At 72.0% G+C, this 19768-nt stretch carries 14 protein-coding genes and 1 riboswitch; of the genes, 5 read left to right on the top strand and 9 right to left on the bottom strand.

Annotation, left to right across the window (positions count from 1 at the left end):
* Positions 1-125 precede the first annotated feature (125 nt).
* The 3 genes from AC0VYM_RS20745 to AC0VYM_RS20755 form a co-directional block, all read right to left on the bottom strand.
* Positions 126-983 carry a MetQ/NlpA family ABC transporter substrate-binding protein gene (locus AC0VYM_RS20745; RefSeq protein ID WP_475454676.1) on the bottom strand — a complete coding sequence of 286 codons (858 nt, stop codon included), beginning with the start codon at positions 981-983 and terminating at the stop codon, positions 126-128.
* Between the two features lie 77 nt (positions 984-1060).
* Positions 1061-1792, bottom strand: a complete 732-nt coding sequence (locus tag AC0VYM_RS20750) for a methionine ABC transporter permease (protein ID WP_475454678.1) — start codon at positions 1790-1792, stop codon at positions 1061-1063.
* Positions 1789-2745 (bottom strand): methionine ABC transporter ATP-binding protein, encoded by a 957-nt coding sequence (locus tag AC0VYM_RS20755; protein ID WP_475463144.1) that lies wholly within the window; start codon positions 2743-2745, stop codon positions 1789-1791. Before AC0VYM_RS20755 ends, AC0VYM_RS20750 begins: the two co-directional genes overlap by 4 nt.
* 707 nt (positions 2746-3452) lie before the next feature.
* On the opposite strand from AC0VYM_RS20755, the gene AC0VYM_RS20760 reads away from it, so the two are divergent.
* Positions 3453-4538: a coiled-coil domain-containing protein gene (locus tag AC0VYM_RS20760; RefSeq protein ID WP_475463146.1), complete on the top strand. Its 1086-nt coding sequence runs from the start codon at positions 3453-3455 to the stop codon at positions 4536-4538.
* 606 nt (positions 4539-5144) lie between these two features.
* Positions 5145-6170, top strand: coding sequence for a DUF3558 domain-containing protein (locus AC0VYM_RS20765; protein WP_475454680.1), 1026 nt, complete (start codon positions 5145-5147; stop codon positions 6168-6170).
* An 85-nt stretch (positions 6171-6255) separates the two neighbouring features.
* Here the strand turns inward: AC0VYM_RS20765 and metE are convergent, their stop codons facing one another.
* The gene (gene metE, locus AC0VYM_RS20770; protein ID WP_475454682.1) at positions 6256-8532 is read right to left on the bottom strand and encodes a 5-methyltetrahydropteroyltriglutamate--homocysteine S-methyltransferase; all 2277 of its coding nucleotides are present in this window, start codon (positions 8530-8532) and stop codon (positions 6256-6258) included.
* A gap of 157 nt (positions 8533-8689) precedes the next feature.
* Positions 8690-8915: riboswitch (cobalamin riboswitch) on the bottom strand.
* 206 nt (positions 8916-9121) lie between these two features.
* On the opposite strand from metE, the gene AC0VYM_RS20775 reads away from it, so the two are divergent.
* Together AC0VYM_RS20775 and AC0VYM_RS20780 are read left to right on the top strand one after the other, a co-directional pair.
* Positions 9122-10654 carry a polysaccharide deacetylase family protein gene (locus AC0VYM_RS20775; RefSeq protein ID WP_475463148.1) on the top strand — a complete coding sequence of 511 codons (1533 nt, stop codon included), beginning with the start codon at positions 9122-9124 and terminating at the stop codon, positions 10652-10654.
* Between the two features lie 213 nt (positions 10655-10867).
* Positions 10868-12316, top strand: a complete 1449-nt coding sequence (locus AC0VYM_RS20780) for a polysaccharide deacetylase family protein (RefSeq protein ID WP_475454684.1) — start codon at positions 10868-10870, stop codon at positions 12314-12316.
* Positions 12317-12370: 54 nt separating this feature from the next.
* Here AC0VYM_RS20780 and AC0VYM_RS20785 read toward each other — a convergent pair whose 3' ends face one another.
* From AC0VYM_RS20785 to AC0VYM_RS20805, 5 genes are all read right to left on the bottom strand, one after another.
* Positions 12371-13510, bottom strand: a complete 1140-nt coding sequence (locus tag AC0VYM_RS20785; RefSeq protein WP_475454686.1) for a quinone-dependent dihydroorotate dehydrogenase — start codon at positions 13508-13510, stop codon at positions 12371-12373.
* A complete protein-coding gene (locus AC0VYM_RS20790) occupies positions 13507-14430 on the bottom strand; it encodes a proteasome assembly chaperone family protein (protein ID WP_475454688.1) in 924 nt (307 codons plus the stop codon). The genes AC0VYM_RS20785 and AC0VYM_RS20790 overlap by 4 nt, the downstream gene beginning before the upstream one ends.
* 230 nt (positions 14431-14660) lie before the next feature.
* Positions 14661-16427 carry an ABC-ATPase domain-containing protein gene (locus AC0VYM_RS20795; RefSeq protein ID WP_475454690.1) on the bottom strand — a complete coding sequence of 589 codons (1767 nt, stop codon included), beginning with the start codon at positions 16425-16427 and terminating at the stop codon, positions 14661-14663.
* A gap of 110 nt (positions 16428-16537) precedes the next feature.
* Positions 16538-17017, bottom strand: a complete 480-nt coding sequence (locus tag AC0VYM_RS20800; RefSeq protein WP_475454692.1) for a TetR/AcrR family transcriptional regulator — start codon at positions 17015-17017, stop codon at positions 16538-16540.
* 37 nt (positions 17018-17054) lie between these two features.
* A complete protein-coding gene (locus AC0VYM_RS20805; protein ID WP_475454694.1) occupies positions 17055-18329 on the bottom strand; it encodes an MFS transporter in 1275 nt (424 codons plus the stop codon).
* Between the two features lie 180 nt (positions 18330-18509).
* On the opposite strand from AC0VYM_RS20805, the gene AC0VYM_RS20810 reads away from it, so the two are divergent.
* Complete coding sequence (locus tag AC0VYM_RS20810) at positions 18510-19757, top strand: nucleotide disphospho-sugar-binding domain-containing protein (protein ID WP_475454696.1); 1248 nt, start codon at positions 18510-18512, stop codon at positions 19755-19757.
* The last annotated feature ends 11 nt before the right edge of the window (positions 19758-19768 follow it).

The following is a 19768-nucleotide window of genomic DNA, read 5'->3' on the forward strand; positions in this document are numbered from 1 at the left end:
ACCCTCACGCGAGTCAACGGAGTGACGCCTCCCCGAGATTCAACCGTTACCGTCCGTCCCGCACGGGCGAGGGCCCCGGTGGGGAGTCCCACCGGGCCCTCGGGAGAGCGGAAACGTCGGGCCGGCTAGTCCGTGCCGGGACCGAGCGGGATCACGACCCCCTGCCAGCGCTCCTCCATGAAGTCGCGCACCTCCTGGCTGTGCAGGAGGTCGTTGAGGCGGACCAGGTCCTCGGACTCCACGTCCTCCGAGCGCACCACCAGGCCGTTGGCGTACGGGTTGTCCTCGGTCTCCTCCCAGGCCAGCGCGTTGGCGGTCTCGGTGAGGTTCGCCTCCAGGGCGTAGTTGCCGTTCACCACGGCCGCGTCCACGTCCTGGAGGGAGCGCGGCAGCTGGGCCGCCTCCACCGGGGTGACGGTGACGTTCAGCGGGTTGTCCTCGATGTCGGACTCCGACACCTGGCCGCTCGCGCCCTCGGCCAGGGTGATCACGTCCTCCTCGTCGAGCAGGTGCAGGGCCCGGTCCATGTTCGAGGCGTCGTTGGGCACCGCGATGCTCGCGCCCTCCGGGAGGTCGTCCAGGTCCGTGAGGCTCTCGGAGTACAGGCCGAAGGCCTCCAGGTGCACGTCCGCGACGTAGGACAGGTCCGTGTCCGGGTTCCCCGCCAGGTACTCCTCCAGGAAGGGGAACGTCTGGTAGTAGTTCGCGTCGAGCTCGCCCTCGGCCAGGGCCGCGTTCGGCTGGTTGTAGTCGGTGTACTCGACCACCTCGACGGCCAGGCCGGCGTCGGCCGCCAGCTCGTCGTTGACGAACTCCAGGATCTCCGCGTGCGGCAGCGGGGTGGCGCCGACCCGCAGGGTCACGACGCCCTCCTCTCCGCCGCCGTCGTCGCCGGCCCGCTCGCTGGGGCTGCCGCAGCCCGCCAGGAGGACCGCGGCGGCACCCGCCGCGGCGACCCCCCGAAGCACGTTCGTCCCTGTCATCGCTGTCTCCTTGCCGTCGGTTCCGGTCAACTCTGGAGGGGGGCGAGGGGTGTGTCGGGGGGTCGGGGCCGGATGTCTCAGCGCCGGGACAGCCTGCGCACGAGCAGGTCGCCCAGACTCTGCGCGACCTGCACGATGACGATCAGCAGGATCACGGTGGCCCACAGGTAGTGGTCGTTGAAGCGCTGGTAGCCCTCGCGGATGGCGAGGTCGCCCAGACCGCCGCCGCCGATGGCACCGGCCATCGCGGAGTACGAGATGAGCGTGACCACGGTCATCACCAGACCGGCGATCAGGCCGGGCATGGCCTCGGGCAGCATCACCTTGCCCACGATGGTGGACTTGCGGGTGCCCATCGCGTGCGCGGCCTCGATCACCCCGCGGTCGACCTCACGCAGGGAGGTCTCCACCAGGCGGGCGAAGAACGGGATGGCGCCGATGCTCAGCGGGACGATCGCGGCCGTGGGGCCCAGCGTCGTGCCGACCAGGAAGCGGGTGAGCGTCAGCACCGCCACCATGAGGACGATGAAGGGCAGCGAACGGCCGACGTTGACGATCGCGCTGAGCACGGCGCGCACCGCCGGGGCCGGGACGAGCCCGCCCCGGTCGGTGGCGACCAGCAGCACGCCCAGCGGGAGGCCGACCAGGACGCTGAAGACGGTCGCCCACACCACCATGTAGATGGTGTCCTGGGTCCCGAGCCACAGGCTGGGCCACATCTCCGGCCAGGCCGCGATGAAGTCCCCGATGGCGGTGAGGGCGTTGCCCTCCTGGGCGAGGACGAGGACGTCGGAGGGGTTGATGGTCACTTTCCGGCCTCCTCGACCAGCAGGCCGTGCTCGGACAGGTAGTTGAGCGCCTCACGGCGGCGCTCCCCGCGCATGTCGACGCTGAGGCGCCCCACCGACTGCCCGGCGACCTGCTCCACGCCGCCGCCGAGGATGTTCACGTCCACGTCGAAGCGGCGGGTGAGTTCGGACATGAAGGGCTCGTCGAAGGAACGCGGGTAGGTGATGACCACGCTCTCGGGCCCGCCGTTGTCCGGCAGGGGGAAGAGGGAGCGCGCCAGCAGGGATCCCGGGGTGCCGATGAGGTCCAGCACGCGGCCGGACTCGCGGAACTCGCCGTTCTCCATGATCGCGGCGGAGTCGCAGATCCGCTTGATCACGTCCATCTCGTGGGTGATCAGCAGGATGGTCAGGCCCAGTTCGTCGCGCAGGCGGCGCAGCAGGGACAGGATCGAGTCGGTGGTGGCCGGGTCCAGGGCGGAGGTGGCCTCGTCGCTCAGCAGGACGTGGGGGTCGGAGGCCAGGGCGCGGGCGATGCCCACGCGCTGCTTCTGCCCGCCCGAGAGCTGGGAGGGGTAGGCGCGCGCCTTGTCGCCCAGGCCCACCAGCTCCAGGAGCTCACCCACCCGGGTGGCCCGCTTGGTGCGGGAGACCCCGGCGACCTCCAGGGGGAAGCCGACGTTGCCCGCGACCGTGCGGGAGGAGAGCAGGGCGAAGTGCTGGTGCACCATGCCGATCCCCCTCCGGGCCGCGCGCAGACGGGCACCGCGCAGGGAGGTGAGTTCCTCCTCCCCCACGCGCACGGTGCCGCTGTCGGGGCGCTCCAACAGGTTCACCGAGCGCAGGAGGGTGCTCTTCCCGGCACCGCTCTGGCCCACGACCCCGAAGATCTCGCCGGACTCGACATGCAGGTCCACCCCGTTCAGGGCGTGCACCTGGCGTTTCTTCAACCTGTAGGTCTTGTGTAGACCCACTGCGTCAATCACGGTTTTCCCATCGACGTCTGGCGGTGGTGTCCCGGAGACCGCTCGCGGACACAGGAGGGCTCTGGACTCAGCGTGGGTTTGACGCCCACACCCGAGCGTACGAAGCGCTCACCTGGCGGGCGGCGGCGACGCGCCGGTACGTCCGGCGGTCACGGGGAGCGTGGAGGACGGCCCCCGGGGAGGTGGCTCCGGCGCGGGGCGCCGGGCGCGGCTCGGTGTCAGAGGTGGCTAACGGGGCATGCGACAGCGGCCGCCGGGCAGCGGAACGCACCGCCGGGTGGTGTCCGCCATGGTGGCGGGGGTCGCTTTGCCGTGCTCAGGAGCCTTCACGGCACCAACTCAACCATGGTTGACCGGGTCCGTTCAGCAAAATACTTGACCTGAATGTGGTTATTTACAACACATCGAGGCTTTTGTTGGAGTGACGTCCGTTCCTCTCCCGCCCGAAGGTCCTCGTGAGTGCCTACACTCATTACCGTCCCGTGACTCTTCATTGGCGCACACGCGCCGTGAGTACCGAGGGCCGCCGCAGCCCCACGGCCGCCGCGCCCGCCCGGGAAAGACGAGCAGACGCACCCACAGCGCCCCGTGCCCGCAGGGGGCCGCGCGTGGGCCCGAGGAGCGACCACACCGTGCAGTTCGAGGACTTCGAGGACACAGCGCAGACCGCAGACGCAGCGCACCCGCGTGGTGCGGTGGGGTCCGGCCGTCCAGGGCGCACCGGCGGCGAGCACGCCGACTTCTGGGCGCCCGACCCCCCGGCCCGCACCCGGCGGGAGGCCCTGGCCGACCTGGCGGAGGGCGCGCGTGCGCTGTCCGCCGCGGCGGGTTCCGGGCTGTCCCGGCTGGTGCCGTCCCGTGGTGCGCGGGTGACCGCGCTCTCCCTCTCCCTGTTCTCCGCCACGGCACTGGTCGCCCTGCCCGCCTCGGCCGCCCCGACCCCGCCCCGGGAACCGGAGAGCATGAGCGACCTCAAGTCCCGGGCCGAGACCCTCACTGAGGAGTACGAGGGCGAGCTGCGCGACATGGAGGCGGTGATGGAGGAGGCCGAACGGGCCGAGGGCCGCGCCGACGCCACCCGCGAGGAGGTGCGGGACGCCCGCGACCAGGTGGTCTCCCTGGCCGTGGCCACCTACACCAGCAGCGGGATCGACCCGTCCATGTCGCTGTTCGTGGAGGCCGAGCCGGACGAGGTCATCGACCGTGCCGTGGTGATCGACTACCTGACCACCACCAACCAGGAGAAGATCGACCACCTGAACCAGGCGCTCTCGCGTGACGAGGTGGCCCAGGAGAACGCGCAGGAGCGGCTGGACGCGGCCTCGGACGACCTCACCGAGCTGGAGGACCGCCGGTCGGAGGTGCACGTCCTGATCGCGGACCACCCGAGCCAGCCCATGCAGTCGCACAACAGCATCACCCCGCGCACGGAGCAGATGCGTGACCTGGTGATCGAGAAGTTCGGGCGCGGGGACGACGTGGGCGGGGTCGGCTGCTACCGGCCCGACGGCGGTTTCGTTGTCGGTGAGCACCCCAAGGGCCGGGCCTGCGACTTCATGCTGGACCCGAACGGCGGCATGCCCAGCCAGGAGGAGATCGACCGGGGCTGGGAGATCTCGGAGTGGGCCATGGAGAACGCCGACGACCTGGGGATCATGTACGTCATCTACCGCCAGCAGATCTGGGACGTACGGCGCGGTGACGAGGGCTGGCGGGCGATGTCCGACCGGGGCAACATGACCGAGAACCACTTCGACCACGTGCACATCTCGATGTTCTGACCCTCCGGGGCACGGCTGCGAGCCGTGTTCTCCCTGGCCACAACCGGCCACACACGCCGCGCCCCGCGCACCGGTCGGGTTCCCGGAACGGTCACGCAGGTCACAGGGGGTGTCTCCGCACACGCCTTACGGGACCAAGGGCCCTCATTCCGGCGGTCCTGATACCCGAATGCCCGCCACCCTGTCCATGCACTGACATCACGATTAAGTCACGCAAATGACGGACTGGTGTGTCAGAAGCACGAAACGGTGACGATTCACCCTCCTACCCCAGGTCCGGCCTGCCCTGTTGACACCGGTCAGGGCTATGATGCAAGGCGTCCCGACCCCTGGCCGGCGGGGAACCGACCCGCTGGCTCCACACACGGCGGTCGGCGCCCCGTTCGAACCGGGGACCTCCTCACGAACACGGGGAACTCCCGCCCTCGCCCGTCCGCTCTCGCCCGCGGTCACGGCGTCCGAGGCGGGCCCACCTCCCCCACGGTTCCCCGTGCTGTCACACACCCGGCGATCCGCCGGTGGCCACCACGGGAACTCGTGAGAACCCACGGGCGCGAACGCGCGCCTCACACAACACGGTCACCACATCACCGGGCGAGGGGAGCCATGAGCGAAAACGGACCTTACAACCAGCCACCGCAGAACCCTTACGGTGGCGGGGACGGCACCGGCGGACAGCCGCCCTACGGCCCGCCGCAGGGGCACCCCTACGGTGACGCCGCCACCGGCGGTCAGCCCGGCTACGGTCAGGGCCCCTACCCGGGCGCGCCCGGACCCGACCAGGGCATGTACGCGGGCGGACAGCCGCCCTACGGCCCGGGCCCGGGCGGACCCGGCGGACCCGGCGGATACCCGCCCGCCCCGCCGCCCCAGGGCGGCGGCGGCAGCAAGGCCGGGCTCTGGGTGGTCATCGGCGGCGGCGCGGTCATCATCGTCCTGGTGATCGCCGTGTTCGTCATGCTCGTCACCAACGGCAACGACGGCGACGAGATCGCCTCCGGCCCCGACGAGTCCTCCGAGGTCGTGGAAGAGGAGCCCGCGGAGGAGGAGCCCGCCGAGGAGGAGACCCCCGCCTCGAACGGCGCCCTCGGCGACCCGCCCCACGCCCTGCCCACCGAGCCCTGCGAGTCCTTCACCGACCAGGTGCAGACGGACTTCGTCCTCCGCGACAGCGGCAGCAAGTACGTCTCCGACAACACGTCGAGCTGCTCCAACCTCGGTGACCTCCCCGACAGCAGCTCCACCGAGGGCTTCGGCTCGCTGGAGGTGGGCTTCAAGCTCCCCTACAGCGCCAGCGACTCCCCGGAGGCCGCCGCCGAGGACATCGAGTACACGCTGGACCGCATCCGCGGCGGCGCCGAGTCGGACCGCTACGACGCCGACGACATCGAGATCGACGAGGAGCTGGACGGCCTCGGCAGCGAGGCGTACCTGGTCGTCACCAAGACCGACCTGCTCGGGGAGAAGCTTCCCGAGGCCAGTCTGCTGATGCGCCAGGACAACCTGATCATCTCGGTGACCTACTACCTCGACACCACCCAGGGTGACCACGAGGACCTCGCCCTGCCGGACAACACCCAGGACATCATGGTCAACGCCGCCAACGAGGCGCTGGCCATCGTCGGGGGCTGACCCGTGCGGGCCGTGTAGCGGCCGGGAACACCGAAGGGGGCCGCGGCATCGCCGCGGCCCCCTTCCTCGTGTCCGGCCCCCGCTGCTACGGGAGGTCGGCGCGGACCCGGCGGGCCGCCTCGACCATGTTCCGCAGCGCCTGCTCGGTCTCCGCGTAACCACGGGTCTTCAGACCGCAGTCCGGGTTCACCCAGAGGTTCCCGGCGTCCACGTGCGTGGCCGCCAGCCGCAGGGAGGCCTCGATCTCCTCGACCGACGGCACCCGGGGCGAGTGGATGTCGTACACGCCCGGACCGATGCCCCGCTTGTAGCCGCGCGCGCCCAGGGCCTCGACGAGCTCCATGCGCGAACGGGCGGCCTCGACGCTGGTGACGTCGGCGTCCAGCGCCTCGATGCCGCCGACGATCTGGTTGAACTCCGAGTAGCACATGTGCGTGTGGATGGTGGTACTCGCCGCCACCCCGGACGTGGCCAGGCGGAAGGAGTTCACCGCCCAGTCCAGGTAGGCCTGGCGCTGCTCCTCGCGCAGGGGCAGCAGCTCACGCAGGGCCGCCTCGTCCACCTGGATGTGGCGGATGCCCGCCCGCTCCAGGTCCGCGACCTCGTCGCGCAGGGCCAGACCCACCTGGCGGGCGGTCTCCCCGAGCGGCTGGTCGGTGCGGACGAAGGACCACGCGAGCATGGTGACCGGACCGGTCAGCATGCCCTTGACCGGCTTGTCGGTGCGCGACTGGGCGTAGGTGATCCACTCGACCGTCATCGGCTCGGGGCGCGAGACGTCACCGAACAGGATCGGCGGGCGCACGCAGCGCGAACCGTAGGACTGCACCCACCCGCGTTCGGTGGTGGCGTAGCCCTCCAGCTGCTCGGCGAAGTACTGGACCATGTCGTTGCGCTCGGGCTCGCCGTGGACGAGGACGTCCAGGCCGATCTCCTCCTGGAGCGCGATGACACGGTCGATCTCCGAACGCAGAGTGCGCTCGTACTCCTCCGTGGCCAGCTCGCCCCTGCGGTGCGCGGCGCGGGCGCGGCGCAGCTCGGGGGTCTGCGGGAAGGAGCCGATGGTGGTCGTGGTGAGGGTGACGTCGGTGGGCGCGCCGCGGTCCTCGGGGCGCTCGTAGGCGTCCTGACCCAGCGCGTCCAGGCGGGCGCGCACCCGGGCGTCGGTGAACGACGGGTTCCCGGTGGCGGCAGCGTCGAAGTCGGCGTCCTCGCCCTCGGTGAGGACGCGGCCGAGCAGGGCCACCTCCCCCGCCTTCTGCTTGGCGAAGGCCAGGGCCGCGCGCAGCTCGGGAGCGAGCGAGGTCTCGGCGTCGAGGTCGATCGGCACGTGCAGCAGTGAGCAGGAGGTGCTCACGGTGAGCTCGTCGGTGAGGGCGAGCAGGGTGCCCAGCTCCGCCACGGCGGCGGGCAGGTCCGTACGCCACACGTTGCGCCCGTCGACGACGCCCGCAACCAGGCGGGTGGAGCCGAGGCCGGAGACCGCGGCCAGGTCCTCGACGCCCTCGGCGTCGGTGACCAGGTCGAGGCCGACCGCCTCCACCGGGGAGTCCTTGAGGACGCGCAGGGCGGCGGCGCCGATGGAGCCGAAGTAGGTGGAGACCAGGAGGGAGGGGCGGTCGGTGAGGGCACCCAGGCGCTGGTAGACGCGCTCCAGGTGGCCGACGGCCGAGCGGCCCTCGTCGGTGGCCAGGATCGGCTCGTCGAGCTGGACCTCGGTGGCGCCGGCGGCCCTGAGGTCGGACAGCAGCCGGGCGTAGGCGTCCAGGAGCTGGTCGAGGAGCTCGATGGGCTCCCAACCCTCGGGGGCGTCGTCGGCGGCCTTGGCCAGCAGGAGGAAGGTCAGCGGGCCGACCAGCACGGGGCGGGTCTGGAACCCGGCCTCGGAGGCCTCACGGAACTCGGTGACGGGCTTGTCACCGACCAGGCGCGGCCGGGTGCTGGGGGAGAGCTCGGGGACGAGGTAGTGGTAGTTGGTGTCGAACCACTTGGTCATCTCCAGCGGCGGGGCGCCCTGCTCGCCCCGGGCGAGCGCGAAGTAGCGGCGCAGCTGCTCGTCCCGTTCACCGGCCTGGGCCGGGGAGGCGAAGCGGGAGGGCACGAGGTCGAACAGGACCGCCGTGTCCAGCACCTGGTCGTAGTAGGAGAAGGTGTTGGACGGCAGGTCGTCCACGCCCGCCTCCCGCAGCTGGGCGTAGACGCCCAGGCGGAGTTCGGCGGCGACGGCGTCGAGTTCGGCGGCGGTGGTGCCGCCCTTCCAGTAGGACTCGCTGGCGCGCTTGAGTTCGCGGTCGGGGCCGATGCGCGGATAGCCGTGCACGGTGGAACGCACGGACGGCCTGGCGGCCGGGGTGCTGGGCATGGAGCTTCTCTCCCTCGTCGAAAGCCGGGTACCGGCCACGAGGCGAGCGAGGACGCGGACACGCCGAGGAGGCGCCCGACGGCGCACGGCTGTCTCCGCCCTCGGCCCTCCCTCGGGGCACGGGACCACCGACGGCACGGGTGCGCCGCCGGGCGGAGGCAGGTCTTCGGACTCGTGGGCGTGCTCCGGCGTGACCGCCGGCCCTCCTACTGGTCGCCGCTTCCCGGTTTCCGACTTTTCCGGTCGGATCACCAGTGCTTATGACGACGTTCGTTCCCACTCACCGCTGCGGGGCAGTCCCGGACTCGCACCGGGTTCCCTCTTTCGACACGCAACGCCCGCCCCGGAAGGCTTCCGGGGTGACCAAGGGTGGAGCGTGTACCTTCCACGGCTGCAAGTATAGGGAGCGCCCCCTCCGCCCATGCACCCGGCGTGGTCCTCGCCCACTCGGCGTGAACCCGCGTCGGGTTCGCGGCATCCCAACCGACAATCAGCGTTACGTGGGGGAGCGCTCCCCCTCCTCCCCCACGAACGTTCGTCAGACGATGAACGTGGAGAACCCCAGGTGAAGCAGCAAGACCGGCAGACCATGGCTCCCGACCAGCCCCTCCTCACGGTCGCGATCGCGATGGTCGTCCTGCTGGGACTGGTGCTGTCGGCGTCCCGACCGATCGGACTGTTGGAGGACAGTGCCTTGGCGGGCGACGGCGACCAGTCATCCGGTGACGGGACACGGACCCCGGCCACCGGCGAACCCGACCAACTGACCACGGTCTCCCCCGACGCGGTCCCCGGAACAGAGGAGATCACTCTCGCCTACGAGGGCGGGGCGGACGTCTCCGTCACCTACCCGTCCATTCCGAACGCCGGACCGCTGACCGATTTCCTGGAGAGGACCCTCGGCGCCCAGGCGCGCTCCTTCGAGGCGGCCAACCCCGGGGCGCGCACGTTCCTCGGGGAGTGGGGCCTGACCGCCGCCGACGAAGGGATCGTGGGGGTGCGGATGACCACCACCGAGACGGACTCCGAGGAGACCAGGGAGGGGCACAGCACCTACTGGTACGAGACCGGCACGGGCGCGGTCCACGGCTCCAGCCACCTCTTCGCCGGACAGGAGGAGCTGGCCGAACTGAACGAGCGGGTGCGCGAGGCGGTGTCCGGCACGGACGCCGTTCCCTCGGCGCTGCACCCGATCAGTTCCCTCTACGACTCGGTGGGCTTCAACCCGGACGGTGACCTCGTGGTGGAGTTCGACGAGGGCCAGGTCGCCCCGGCCGGTGCGGGCCGCGTGCACGCGGTACTGCCCCGGGACGAGGCCGAGTCGCTGCTCTCCGACCTCGGCCTGCGGGTGCGCGAGGCGGCGACCACGGGCGTGCGCGCCTTCTCGATCGACGAGGCCCCGGAGGCGGACAAGGACGGCTCGGCCTCGGCTGCGCCCGGCGTGCTGGCCCCGCGTGACGACTCGGTCGACTGCTCCGCGCCCGACACCAAGTGCGTGGCGCTCACCTACGACGACGGCCCCGGCGGGCGCACCCCCGAGCTGCTGGACGCCCTGGCCGCGCACGACGCCAAGGCCACCTTCTTCGTCACCGGCCTCCCGGTCAGGGAGCACCCGTGGGTGGTGCGGCGCACCTACGCCGAGGGGCACGAGGTGGCCAACCACACTCTGGACCACCCCAACCTGACCGAGCTCTCGGCGGACGGTGTCCGCGAGAACCTGGAGGCGACGCAGGCGCTGGTGTACCGGGAGACCGGATACACCATGGACCTGATGCGGCCTCCGTACGGGGCCACCGACGACACGGTCGCGGAGGTGACGGCGGAGCTCGGGCTGGCGCAGATCCTGTGGAGCGTGGACACCAACGACTGGCGGGACCGCAAGGCGAACGTGGTGCGCGATCGCGCGCTGGACGGCGCGTCCGACGGCGCGATCATCCTGATGCACGACATCCACCCCACCACCATCGACGCGTCGATCGACATCATCCGTGAACTGGACGAACGCGGGTACTCGATGGTCACGGTGTCGCAGCTGCTCGGCACCACCGAGCCGGGCCGCACCTACGTCGACGGCGTCCCCGAGGAGGAGGCCCCGGAGGAGGCTCCGAGCGACTCGGAGTGACCCACCCGCACCCCGGCCCCTCTGGCGGTGTCCACATGTGGACACCGCCAGAGGGGCCGGGGTGTTGTCCCCTATGTTGCTCCCAGCAGTCGTGAGGAGCATCCCCAGGGACGAGGGAGTCGGGTCTTGGCGTCGAGGAGAGTTGGGCCGGGCCGGACCGTTCCCCCACCCGGCCCGGTCCGGGCACGGCCGTTCCGGCCGGGGACCGCCCTGGTGCTGCTGTCCCTCACGCTCGCCGCGTGCGGGAACGGGGCGGTGAGCGTGGACGAGGGCGACCCCGAGCGGCTCACCGTGCTGGCCGACGAGGTCGGGGACGGTGTCGGGGAGTGGCGGGGCGACGCCCGGGACTTCACCGGCCACCCCCACGAGCCCGAGGGCGTGGAGGTCAGCGTCGCCTACCCGGAGTTCGAGGGCGCCGACGCCTTCGCGGAGGGCCTTGCCGCGCGGGTGGACCAGGAGGTGCGGGACTTCCGTGCCGGGACCCGCGATCCCGTGCGGCTGGACGTCGACTGGGAGCTGGTCGCCGCCGGGGACGGGGTCCTCGGGGTCCGGCTGGTCCGCACCGAGGAGGACATGCACGGCCTGCGGGAGGGCTACGCGACGTACTGGTACGACGCCCACGACCTCTCCGTGTCCTCCTCCACCGAACTGCTGCGCGGGCAGGAGGAGCTGGTCCGGCTCAACGCCATCGCGCGCGAGGAGCTGGCGGACGACGAGGACGTCGACCCCGACGCGTTCCACCCGGTGCTGCGGACCTACGACTCGATCGGGTTCAACGCGTCGGGGGACCTGGTGGTCGAGTTCGACGACGGGCACCTGTCACCGATCGTCGACGGCCACGTCCCCGACAGCGCCCCCGGTCGCAGGGCCGTGGTGGTCGGGCACGAGCGGGCCGCACCGCTGCTGTCGGACCTGGGTGAGCGCGCCCGGGAGGCCGCCCTGGTGGCGGAACCCGACCTGGCCCTGCCCGCGGCCCGGTCCGATGACGCCGGGGACGGTCCCCCGCCCGGAGTGGTCACCGCCGGTGACCCCGAGGTGGACTGCCAGGACGGCGAGACCAGGTGCGTGGCCCTGACCTTCGACGACGGACCGGTGGACGCCACCCCGCACCTGCTGGACGTCCTCGCGGAGGAGGGGGTGACGGCCTCCTTCTTCCTCAACGGCGGCCCGACCCTGACCCGGCCAAGCGTGCTGCGGCGCGCCTACGCCGAGGGGCACGAGATCGCCAGCCACGGCGACGAACACGAGCACATGAACAAGATGGACCCCGGGCGCCTGGCCGCGCAGACGGCCGCGGTGAGCGCGATGGTCCGCAGGCAGACCGGGTTCACGGTCGAGCAGTTCCGGCCGCCGTTCGGCGCCACCAACCACGACGTGCACGAGGAGATCACCGCGCAGGACATGGCGGAGGTCGCGTGGACGGTGGACAGCGGGGACTGGAAGGGGCACGACCGGGACGAGATCGTGGAGACCGTCCTCGACGGGGTCGAACCGGGCGCGGTGGTGCTGCTGCACGACCCCCGGCCCGCCACGCTCGCGGCGGTCCCGGAGATCGTCGAACGGCTGCGCGCGGAGGACTACGTGTTCGTCACCAGCAGCCAGGCGCTCGGCGGCCCGGAACCCGGCAACGTCTACCCTCCCGACTGGGACGGCGACTGGTAGGGCGTACACGCGCGGGCGGCCGGTGGGAACCCCCACCGGCCGCCCGCGCGTCGATCAGCTGGCCTCGTGGGTCTCCCGGACCACCGTGAGCGCCGGAGCCGGGGCGTCCGACCCCACGGCCTCCTGGACGGACCGGTACCCGGCCTCGCGGACCAGGCGGGCCAGGCCCCGGTGGATGCGGCGGGGCCACAGCGGACCGCCGTAGATCAGCCCGGTGTACCCCTGGACCAGGGTGGCGCCGGCGCGGACGCGGGCCCAGGCGTCCTCGGGGGTCTCGATGCCACCGACCGCGACCAGGGTGACCCGGTCGCCCACGCGGGAGCGCAGGCGGCGCAGGACCTCCAGCGAGCGCTCCTTGAGCGGGGCGCCCGACAGGCCCCCGGCTCCGGCCGCCTCGACATCCTCGTCGGAGGTGTCGAGTCCGGAACGGGAGATCGTGGTGTTGGTGGCGATGATCCCGTCCAGGCCCTCGGCCAGCGCGAGGTCCGCGACGGCGTCGACGTCCTCGTCGGCCAGGTCCGGGGCGATCTTCACCAGGAGCGGCAGCTCGGGGCGGCCCGCCTCGGCCAGGGACGCGCGGACGGCGCTGACCAGGGGCAGCAGCTGCTCGACACCCTGGAGGTTGCGCAGCCCCGGCGTGTTGGGCGAGCTGACGTTGATGACCATGTAGTCGGCGTAGGGGGCCAGCCGCAGCGCGCTGAGCGCGTAGTCGGCGGGCGCCTCCGCCTCCGGCGTGACCTTGGTCTTGCCGATGTTGATCCCGAGCAGCGGGCCACGGCGCTGGTGGTGCAGGCGCTCCGCGACCAGCGCGGAACCCTCGTTGTTGAAGCCCATGCGGTTGACGATGGCGCGGTCGGCCACCAGCCGGAACAGGCGCGGTTTGGGGTTGCCGGGCTGCGGGTGGGCGGTCACGGTGCCCACCTCGACGTAGCCGAAGCCCAGGGCGGCCAGACCGCGCGGGCTCTCGGCGTTCTTGTCGAACCCGGCGGCCATGCCGAGCGGGCCGGGGAACTCGCGGCCGAAGGCGTGCACGGTCAGCTCGGGTTCGCGCGGGCCCAGGACCCTGCCCATGGTCTCGGCCACACCGGGGACGGCCGTGACGCCGCGCAGCGCGGCGAAGCTCAGCTTGTGCACCGTCTCCGCGTCCATGTGGCGCAGGACCGAGCTGAAGAGGATCTGGTAGAACACGGTCATCCGTTTCCGTCTCCCTCGCGTTCAGCGAGGAAGCGTTCGAGTTCCGCGCCGAGCTCGTCGGCGGTGGGCAGCCCCGCGCCGTCGTCGGACAGCGGGACCGGCCCGCCGCCCTCCTCCGCGCGCGAGGACATGATGTCGTCGTACTGGCGTTCCAGGTTGGCGACCACGCGCTGGACCTCCTCGGACGCCGCGACCTGCTCCGCGATCTCCACGTCCGTGGTGGCGGCGACCTCCTCCAGCTCCTCGCTCGGCAGGGCGAGCCCGGTGGCCCCGGCCACGTACTCCAGGGCGGCGATGGCCGCCCGCGGGTAGGTGGACTGGGCCAGGTAGCTGGGCACGTGGATGGCGTAGCCCACGAAGTCGTGGTCGTTCTCCCCGAAGCGGTACTCCATCAGCGCGGACACGCTGGCGGGCACCTCGACCCGGCCGATCCAGGGGGTGTGTCCCTCGATCAGCTCGGGGCGGGTGGAGTGCGGCGTGACCGTCACCGGTCGGGTGTGCGGCACCGCCATGGGAATGCCGTTGACGCTGATGGAGAGCGAGACGGAGAAGCGTTCCGCGAGGCCGGTCACGGCCGCGATGAACGCCTCCCACTCGCCGTCCGGCTCGGGACCGTGCAGGACGAGGAAGGGGTGGCCCTCGGCGTCGTGCATCCGGTACAGGGCCAGCTTGTGCGGCGTGTAGTCGGTCCAGGTGTTCTCGACGAAGGTCATCTGCGGCCTGCGGCGGCGATAGTCCACCAGGCGGTCGACGTCGAAGGTCGCGACCTCCTCGGCGGTGAACCGCTCGAACAGCGACTCGGACAACTGGCTGCCAGCGTTTCCGGCGTCGACGAAGCCGTCCAGGCAGACGAGCATCACCAGCCCGGTGACGTCGTCGAAGCCGGGGTGGAGTTCGTACAGTTCTGCGGGGTCGCGCACCGGGTTCTCGTCTCCAAAACTGGTCGGGTTCGCAGGGGCCGCGACACACCCGTGTCGGCCTGCCCGGAAGGTTCCGGTGGCCCCTGACGGGGTCGCTGTGCCCTGCTTTTCCACAATACCGACCCGGGGCGGGTGGGTCCGGACCCCGCGACCCCGGAGGTGACGACGCCCACACCGCTCTGGGCGCCGCCGTCCCGATGGTCCCGCGATCCGCGTCCTGACGGTCTCGGTCAGCCCTGGCGGAGCACTCTCAGGGTCCGCAGCCGGTTGAGGACCGCGACCGTCTCGTGCCTGCGCGGCAGGGCGTAGTCACCGCCGAAGTCGGCGCCGAGCAGGGTCACGCCCTCCTTGGCCAGCGCCTCCTCCAGGGAGTCCAGGGCCTCGGCCACGGTCCGGTTCCCGTCCAGGTGCCGTCCCCTGACCAGGGCGCGCAGGGCCAGACCGGCGCCGGTGATCTGTCCGGGGTCCACGAACTGCTCCACCGAGCGCACGTCGACGTCGCTCTCCCCGTAGACCAGTACGTCCATGTCCCGGCGCTTGATCCGGCTCCGTCCCTTGGCGGTGTCGTCGTCCACCGAGCCGGGGTCGACCACCCGGGCCCGGGGCAGGGTGAACTCGGCGTCGGCGCGGTCGTGCGCCAGCGCCCGGGCCCGCTCGGTGACGTCGTGCGGGTGGTAGGCGTCCAGCATGATCACCTGGTCGGCGACGTCGAAGTAGTCACCGCTGCCACCCATGACCAGGACGGTGGAGACCCGGTGCTCGCGGTGCAGGGGGCGGACCAGGTCCACGAAGGGCACCAGGGGTTCCCGGTCGCCGTGGACCAGGGCCTGCATGCGCTCGTCGCGGATCATCAGGTTGGTGGCGGTGGAGTCCTCGTCCACCAGCAGGGTGCGCGACCCGGCCTCCACCGCCTCGCAGATGTTGGCCGCCTGTGAGGTGGAGCCCGAGGCGTTCTCGGTGCGGAAGTCGCGGGTGTCGGCGCCGGTCGGCAGGTTGCGCACGAAGGGGCTGACGTCCACCCGTTCCACACGGCGCCCCTCCTCCGCCCTGATCTTCACCGCGTCCCCCCGGGTCACGACCAGTTCGCGGCCGTCGCCGGGCACGTGGTCGTAGACGCCGCGTTCCAGGGCGTGCAGCAGGGTGGACTTGCCGTGGAAACCGCCGCCGACGATCAGGGTGATGCCCTCGGGCACCCCCATGCCGGTGACCGTGCCCGCGTGCGGGAGGTCCACGCTCACGCGCAGGCTCTCCGGGGCCGCGAAGGGCACCACGCCCTCCCCCGCCATGGGTTCGTCGCTCACTCCGCTGCGCCGGGGCAGGACCGCCCCGTCCGCGACGAAGGCGACCAGACCGCGGTCGGCCAGGCTCGCCCTGAGGGCGACGGCGTCGGCCACGGTGTCGGCGAAGGCCGCCGCCTCCGCGTGGTCGATCTCGTCCCAGTCGAGGTCGTCGACCAGCGCCGGGAGGGTGCGGCACAGCTCGCGTTCGGCGGTGCGCCCGTCGATCCGGCGGCCGTGGCCGGGCAGGTCCACCCCGATCCGCAGGTCGAGGGCGCCGTCCTCGGTGATCTGGCACGAGGAGCGGGCGATGACCTCCTGGCCCCCGGTGTCGATCTTCAGCAGCGACCCCCGCAGCAGTCGGCGGGCGCGCCGTCCGAGGTAGTCGGCGGTGGCCCGGCGGCGCACCGGATCGGCGTGGGCGCTCGCGGGGATACCGGCGTCGGGCCGAAGGACGCGGACGCGCGAGGGCGGGGCGAAGGGGTCGGCCTGGACCCGCTGCACCGTCAGAGTGAAGTCCCCGAAGTCCCAGTCGCCCTTGAGGGACTTGTAGCGGCCGTAGGAGGCGCCCTGCATCCCGAGGAGTTCCTGGGACAGCCGCGCCTCGTCGCGCACCCCCCGGATGGGTTCGGGTTCGGGCCTGCGGCCGGAGCCGCCCCGACCACCGCCGCCACCGCCGTACCGGCGCCCCTGGCCGCCGTTCCCCCGCCGCTCCGTCATCGTCTCCCCCGGTGTCGCTACGTACTGGTGCCCCCGCCAGATTAGGACTTCTGTGCGAATCCCGCTCCGACCCTGTGGACAACCGTGTCCGCGCGGTCCACCGACAGCGGTCAGTCCTGCGGGTCGGGGAGCACGTCGGTGAGGATCGCCTCGAACTCGTCCGCGCTCGGCTTGGCCTCCGTCAGGAGGGAGTGCAGCAGGACCCCGTCGACCACGGCGGAGACCACACGCGTCCGCACCGGGTCGTCCGTGTAGCGGCCAGCGAACGCCCGCACGGCCGCGAGCCAGGTGTCCGTGGACCCGCGCAGGTGCGGACGGCGCGCGGCGAGGAGGAAGAGCTCGTACTCGGCCAGCAGGTGACCGGGTTCGGCCGCGACCCGGGCCATCAGCTCAGCGAGCTCGCGCCGTCGGTCCCCGTCGCCGGACAGGCGGCGCATGCGCTCGGAGTCCTCGTCCATCACGCTGGTCAGGGCCGCGGTCAGGAGGTCGCCCAACCCGGTGAAGTAGTAGGTGGTGGCGGAGGTGGGCAACCCGGCCTCCTGGGAGACCGTGCGGTGGCTGACCCCCGCCACCCCGTCGCGTTCGACCACGCGCAGGGTGGCTTCGATCAGGGCCTTCCGGCGCAGCTCACCCTTGGCGCGGCGCCCGTCCGTCTGTTTCAGGTGTCCTCCTCGGTTCCTGCGCCGAGGGTAGCGGAGCCTCCGTCTCGTGCCGTGTCGCGGCGGCTCCGCGCAGCAGTGGCGTGCCCGCGACCGTGACGGTCAGGGCGGTCAGGCCCGCGACCACCGCCACGAGGAAGCCGCCGGTGGTGCCGGAGGACTCCACGGTGAGCCCGGCCGTGAGGGTTCCGACCGCCGTTCCCACGGTGAGTCCGGTCAGGGCCCAGGTCATCCCCTCCGTGAGGCGGGCGGGCGGGACGGAGCGTTCGATCAGGGTCATCACCAGGATCATGGTCGGGGCGAAGAAGACCCCCGCCGCGAAGACCGACACGGCCAGCGCGGCGATCCCGCCGACCAGGAGCAGGGGCAGCGTGGTGAGCGCGGTTCCGGCCACCGCCAGCACCAGCGTGGCGTGGGCGCTCCAGGGCGGGTTCAGGGCTCCGAAGGCCAGGCCGGAGACCGCGGAGCCGAGGGCGTAGGCGGAGAGCACGATCCCGGTCGCCCCGGGGACGCCGAGGTCCTCCGCGAAGGCCACCGCCACCACGTCGACCGCACCGACGATCACCCCACCGGCGGCCAGGACCAGCACCAGCACCACGACGCGCGCCCCGAGCCCGCGCGGCCCCCGTTCCGTGGCGGGTTCCGGTTCGCGGACCGGCGGTTCGGTGCCGCGCTGGGCGACGAACAGGCTCACGCCCACGGCGAGGAAGGCGGCCGCCGCGAGGGGTCCGGCCTGCGCGAACACCATGGTGCTGAGGGCCACGGACAGCGCCGGGCCGGTGATGAAGGTGAGCTCGTCGGCCACTGACTCGAAGGAGTAGGCGGTGTGCAGCAGGGGCGTGCCCCGGTGGATCCCGGTCCAGCGGGCACGGGCCATCGCGGACATGCTCGGCATGGCCCCGCTGGGCACGGCGCAGGCGAACAGCGTCCACACCGGGGCCTCCACCTGGACGCAGAGCAGCATCAGCAGCAGGGAGGCCACGCTGACGGCGGCGGCCGGGGGCAGGACGCGGCGCTGGCCGTGACGGTCGGCCAGCCGGGAGACCTGGGGGGTGATGAGGGCCATGGACAGGGTGAAGGTGGCGGCGACGGCTCCGGCCAGCGCGTAGCTGCCGTGGGTGGCGGCGAGCATGGTGATGACGCCGACGTTGGTCATGGCCACGGGCATGCGGCCGATGATCCCGGCGACGGTGAAGCCCCGCGTCCCCGGCACGGCGAAGATCCGGGCGTACGGATTGGGCATGGTGGTCCCCTCGTGGTTCGTTGCGCCCCAAACAATTGGGACGCCCGTCCCAGTTTCTTTCCGGGGAACTCCCGTGGCAAGCCGAAGTGACGCACGACACCCTCCCCGACCGCCCTTTGCCCGGCGCCTCCCCCTGCCGCTAGGTTGCGATGAGCCCCCCTCTCCCGAGGAGTCCGCACCATGAGCACGGTCCTGTTCGCACCGGAAACCTTCAACCTCGCTGAGACGACACGGGCGATCGAGGTCGCGCGGCAGCTCAGGGACCGGCACGAGTGCGTGTTCGCCGGATACTCCGAGCGGTACGCGCGGCTGATCGAGGACGAGGGGTTCGAGTACCACCCGCTCTCCCCCGGGCTCACCGACGAACAGGCCGACCAGCTGGTCCGCTTCGACCAGGGACGCGGCGTGAGCCACCCCTTCACCACGGAGCTGGTCCGGGCCCGGGTCCAGAGCGAACTGGCCCTGAACAAGGTGCTCCGGCCGTCCGCCACGGTCATCGGCACCACGCTCAGCCAGATGATCTCCGCGCGCGCCAGCGGAGTCCCCCTGGTCTACGTCAGACCGTTCGCCTACTCGTGGCCGCACCTGCGCCAGACCGGATCGGTGCCGCTCCTCCAGGGGGACGGCCGCCTGTCCCGGATGGTCAACACCGGCGCCGCCGTCCTCCTGCGCGAGGCCGCCCGGTACACCACCCTCAAACCCCGGGGCTTCTCCCAGGTCGCCCGCGAGAACGGGGTGCGGCTCCCCCGCCGTACCGTGGAGGCCCTGGACGGCGACCTCAACCTGGTCGCCTCGATCTCCGGCCAGCCGCGCCCCTACCTGCTCCCGCCCCACTACCGCTGGGTCGGACCCGTCTACGCCCGGCTGCCCCACGAGGTGCCCCCGGAGGTACGGCACCTGGCGGACACCGCCCGTGGGGCCGACCGACGCGTCGTCTACTGCGCGATGGGGAGCTCGGGTCACCGCGACATCGTCCTGCGGGTCCTCCACGAGCTCTCCCGCCTGCCCGTCACGGTGATCGCCCCGGTCGCCCGCTACCTGGAGCCCGGCGACCGCGAGCGCCTCGGCCCCCACGTGCACGTGTTCGACCTGCTCCCCGCCCACCGGCTCGGGGACCTCATCGACGCCTCCGTCATCCACGGCGGCGAGGGCACCGTCCAGACCGCCGTGGCCTCGGGAAAACCGTTCCTCGGCATCGGCCTCCAGATGGAACAGCGCTGGAACGTCGACGAATGCGTGCGCTTCGGCAACGCCGTGGGCCTCCCTCCCCACCAGGCCCAGGGGGAACGGCTCCGCCGTGCCCTGGAGACCCTGCTCCGCGACCCCCGCCTGCGCTCCCGTGCCGGGGAGCTCCAGAGCCGCCTGACCGGCGTCGACGGCGCCAGGAACGCCGCCGACCACATCCACGCCCTGGTCGGGTCCTCGTGACACCGCCCAGG

The organism is Nocardiopsis sp. iso_237 (assembly GCF_056173345.1).